The organism is Natrinema gari JCM 14663, assembly GCF_000337175.1.
Classification (GTDB): domain Archaea; phylum Halobacteriota; class Halobacteria; order Halobacteriales; family Natrialbaceae; genus Natrinema; species Natrinema gari.
Map to the genome: position 1 here is coordinate 1 of NZ_AOIJ01000019.1, position 3825 is coordinate 3825.

Sequence of the window (3825 nt, forward strand, 5' to 3'; positions counted from 1 at the left end):
GAACCCAAAGCTTGAAATCGGTGTTTTAACATATTATAACGGTATGAGCACCGTGATTTCAGCCGAAATACCGGACTCGTTAGAAAACCGACTCACCGAACGACAGGAACCAGACGAAAGTCGTAGCGCCGCTATCCGGCGGACGTTACGCGACGGAACTCACGCGCCCGAACTCCGGCGCGAGAACCACGAACTCCGCGAGAAACTGGAGAATCGAGAAAACCAGATCGAAGAACTTCGAGACGAACTCGATGAGCACCGCGAGAGGGACGCGCGGACCATCACCGTCACGCACCCAGCCGCCGTTTCCCTCATCGGCTGGTTCCTGCTCGCCCTGACCATCACGGCTGAACCGGCCCTTCCCATCGCCGTGATCGGCGCGGTGGCGATCGTCGGCGCGGTCGCACTTGGCGTGTACCGCCACACCCGAGGTGATTCAGCATGAACACCTCAAGCGATCAGCTACAGAAAGAACTCATCTGGGCACTGGCACACGGCACCAACCTCTCACAAGACGAGATCGCCGACCATCCAGCGATCGACAAATCCCAACCGACCGTAAGCCGGATTCTCAACAACTACGACCCTGCTCTTGATGGAACGGAGATCGTCGGATCTGGGTACGGGCGAGCCGAAGACACACAGACAGATGCCCCACCAGTGACCACGTACCGCGAGGCACTGGCTGAAGCCATGCTACACGCCCCGATGCTGGCCCCGATGGTCGGCATGGCGAAACTCAACAACACCGAAAACGACGGATAGAGCACCCATCACGAACCACCCCGATCGAGAACAACGCGCATCTATATATCTACCTCCTCTCTGACACACCATGGGCAAATGGGCTGTGGGCCAATTTCATTCACTGTAGACCGAAGGTCTACAGTTAATGAATACTGTAGGGGAGGGTATCACTGAATACGCATACTACCAGAAGTATGATAAACCGACTACGAGTCCTTGTACCTCACACGGTGCTCCTCCGGCACACGGTGGACCAGTTCACTGTAGATCGCCCGGAACGCATTCCCGATCTCAGCGAGCCGCGCCACATCGTCGTCCGTCAGTGGCTTATCATCGTTCAGTAACGCCCGCGTCAACGTGTCTGCGGCCGTTATAGCCTCCTGCTTCTGACCCTCCAGCACCAACGCCACGAACTCGTCTGACTCACCTTCGAGCGGCGTTCCGTGGACCAAGTCTTCGGTATCGATACTCTCATGCCCCTTTGCCGGGGAATCTGATTTTGCTGTCATGGTTTCCGTGACGGCACGGGGTCGGTGGTGTGACACCGGCCCTTTCGGGCACACCCGCGCCAGTGGGTGCCTCGCCCGTTCTCGCGGGGTCATCGGCAATCCTCTGGTGGTCGAGCCACCGGCTCGTCGAGGACCGGCGGCAACTCACGACGATCGCGTGGCCCGTCCTCACTCCATGGCCACTCGAACGACATGAGCACCTCCGCGTACCACGGTTCTCGAACGTTGCAGTTCTCGACCAAGTACCGCGCCATCGTCTCCGCCGAGAACGTAGCGAAGCCGGTCTTCTCGCACCGGATTTTCGCACCCCCCGACACGTGCGCCAACCGCGTCTCACGTAACAGCCGATCCTCTGGTAGCACCAACTCGGCCATCGACGCACCCCCCCCACCACCACCCGTTGCCTCTATCGATCCGTCCGGGTTGACGATCTCGACCAGCTCGTACTCAGCTGGAATCTCCGGCGGCTCGCCATAGACCGGCTCGACTTCCTCAGCTGTGTTTACTCCAGCCACGGCCTCCTCGACCACCTGCTTGTGTTGCGGTGCGATCCCCAGCGACCCCATCACGTTCGGCACCGAGTCCGGCACCCCGTGCGCCTCGACGTACTCACGAACCTGTGACCGAGCCTCTGCCGCTGCCGGTGGCTCGCCCGTCCGGTATCCGACCACGTACTCATGACCACCATCAGCGACCGCCTGCTGGCCGTCAGACGACGACTGTGACGACAGCCGGTACTCTGCTATCGTATCGGCACCGATCCCAACAGCAGAGCCACAGCGAGCACACACGACGTTACCCTTCCCGTCGTACTTCAGGCGGTGGCCGTGCACTCGCTCCTTGTCCTGAAGGCATAGGTCCGCTTTCGCGGCATCATTGAAAACTTGCGAGCGAGCGATCCTCTGCCGGTTCTGCGCCCACTCGATAGCTGCGAACGCCTGCATTTCGACCGGCATCTCCATCATCGGCGTGTCCTCCTGTAGCCGAAGGTACTCCGTCGCGTATCCCGCCGGTTCCTCCAAGTCTAAGCGCACCTCTATGGCCTTCTCGCGGGTATGAGCCTCTGGTTTCGCCAAGTCACACGCTTCGATGTGCTTCTCAATCGCCGGGTAGAACGTGTTCTCCAACACAGCCACGATCTCGTGGTCCGTGTCGAACGTGTCGCGTAGCCCTGTTGCCTGCAAGTCGATGTAAATAGCATCGTGACAATGCACGTAACAGGCGTTCTCTCCCGGATTCTCAGCATCCAACCCGTGCACGTCGTCACCACGAACGTACCCCCACTGTTCAGACTCTAAGCCGAGATGGTACTCCGCTGCGTTCCGCACCACGTCGTACACGTCACCCTGCGACCACGTGCGGGCCACGCGGTCGCCGTGATCGACCGGCGGCACCCGCTCACCGTCCGGCTTCGATGAACCCGTCCGCGTGAGCATGATCGTAGCGACGTCGCCCCATTCGCCCTCGACGTGCTCGCCGGAGCGAGCACTGTCTTCGCTCTCCGGGTACGTCCCACCCATCAGTTGCCGCTGAAACGCCGCGTTCTTGGCGGCTTGCTCATCGCCGTAGGAACTCGTCCAACAGTCATCGAAGTCCACAGTGAACGTCTCACCGTCGTAACGCGACTCGAAACGACCACCCAGCCCATCATCGTAGGGCTGGCGGGCTGTTAGGAACCGGAACAACCCTTCCGCCCATGTCACCGACTCGGCCCGTTCGACGCGATCGACGCTAAACCCGCGCTCCCATTCGCGCTCGCCCTGGACATGCTCCTCGACGCGATCCGTTTCGACCAGTTCCGAGCGGAGTGTCTGACCGTCCCTCTCGGATAGCGGCCGACCAGCGAGGTACGGGTACTTCTCACGGAACTCCTCGACGCACTCGGCTGCCCGATCAGCCACCCGCTCATCGTATGGCCGCGTTTCGTGAGACGGCTGATCTTCCGGGGTACAAGCTTCTACAGAGTTAGACCGTGGTAGCCGAGAGTGTGCTAACTCGGGCTGGCCTTCGTCCGCACTCATGGCCACCACCCGCTGTTACCGGAATCCCTCGCGCTCGCTCCCTCGCCGGAACGAGGCCGGTCGCTCGCTCCGCTGCGCTCCCTGTGTTCCGGTCTTTCCGGTGCTCGCTCCGCTGCGCGCCGGGTACGGGCATCCACCCATCCGGCACTCGCTCGCGCTCGGTCACGCTCGAGGACAACCGCGACCGCGAAAGATGGGACCGCCCGCCGGGAGATCGGCAAGCTGTGGGCTGTGGGCTGTGGGCTGCACTGGCTGAAATCAGCCGTTATAACACCGCACACCAGCCGCCGAAGGGAGCGCAAATTACTTTTCGGCGGAGACAGAAGGGTAGGACACGGAACCTCCCGGGCAAGGAGTTCCACCCGCAGGGGGCCGGTGGCACGGCCCCCCGCGGTCGTGTCCGGCCCTTCCTGCCGGACTTCGATCACGTTGGTTAGCTTTGCCTACCTGTCGTTCCTCATGGCACTTAGCCGTTTCTCTCGCGAACCCAAAGCTTGAAATCGGTGTTTTAACATATTATAACGGTATGAGCACCGTGATTTCAGCCG

General features: G+C 61.0%; 4 protein-coding genes. 2 read left to right on the forward strand and 2 right to left on the reverse strand.

The window, feature by feature from the left end:
- Together C486_RS00420 and C486_RS00425 are read left to right on the forward strand one after the other, a co-directional pair.
- On the forward strand, window positions 1-445 hold a 445-nt coding region (locus tag C486_RS00420), incomplete at its 5' end, for a hypothetical protein (RefSeq protein ID WP_241432446.1).
- Window positions 442-765, forward strand: coding sequence for a hypothetical protein (locus tag C486_RS00425; RefSeq protein ID WP_004592271.1), 324 nt, complete (start codon window positions 442-444; stop codon window positions 763-765). The genes C486_RS00420 and C486_RS00425, both read left to right, overlap by 4 nt.
- A gap of 188 nt (window positions 766-953) precedes the next feature.
- Here C486_RS00425 and C486_RS00430 read toward each other — a convergent pair whose 3' ends face one another.
- Together C486_RS00430 and C486_RS00435 are read right to left on the reverse strand one after the other, a co-directional pair.
- Window positions 954-1256, reverse strand: a complete 303-nt coding sequence (locus tag C486_RS00430) for a hypothetical protein (protein WP_004592272.1) — start codon at window positions 1254-1256, stop codon at window positions 954-956.
- An 89-nt stretch (window positions 1257-1345) separates the two neighbouring features.
- A complete protein-coding gene (locus C486_RS00435) occupies window positions 1346-3157 on the reverse strand; it encodes a hypothetical protein (protein WP_008090846.1) in 1812 nt (603 codons plus the stop codon).
- Between the last annotated feature and the right edge of the window lie 668 nt (window positions 3158-3825).

What these genes read in the sequence shown, in the direction of transcription:
- C486_RS00430 (WP_004592272.1), bottom strand. Translation starts at nt 1,256, where the DNA reads ATGACAGCAAAATCAGATTCCCCGGCAAAGGGGCATGAGAGTATCGAT.
- C486_RS00425 (WP_004592271.1), top strand. Translation starts at nt 442, where the DNA reads ATGAACACCTCAAGCGATCAGCTACAGAAAGAACTCATCTGGGCACTG.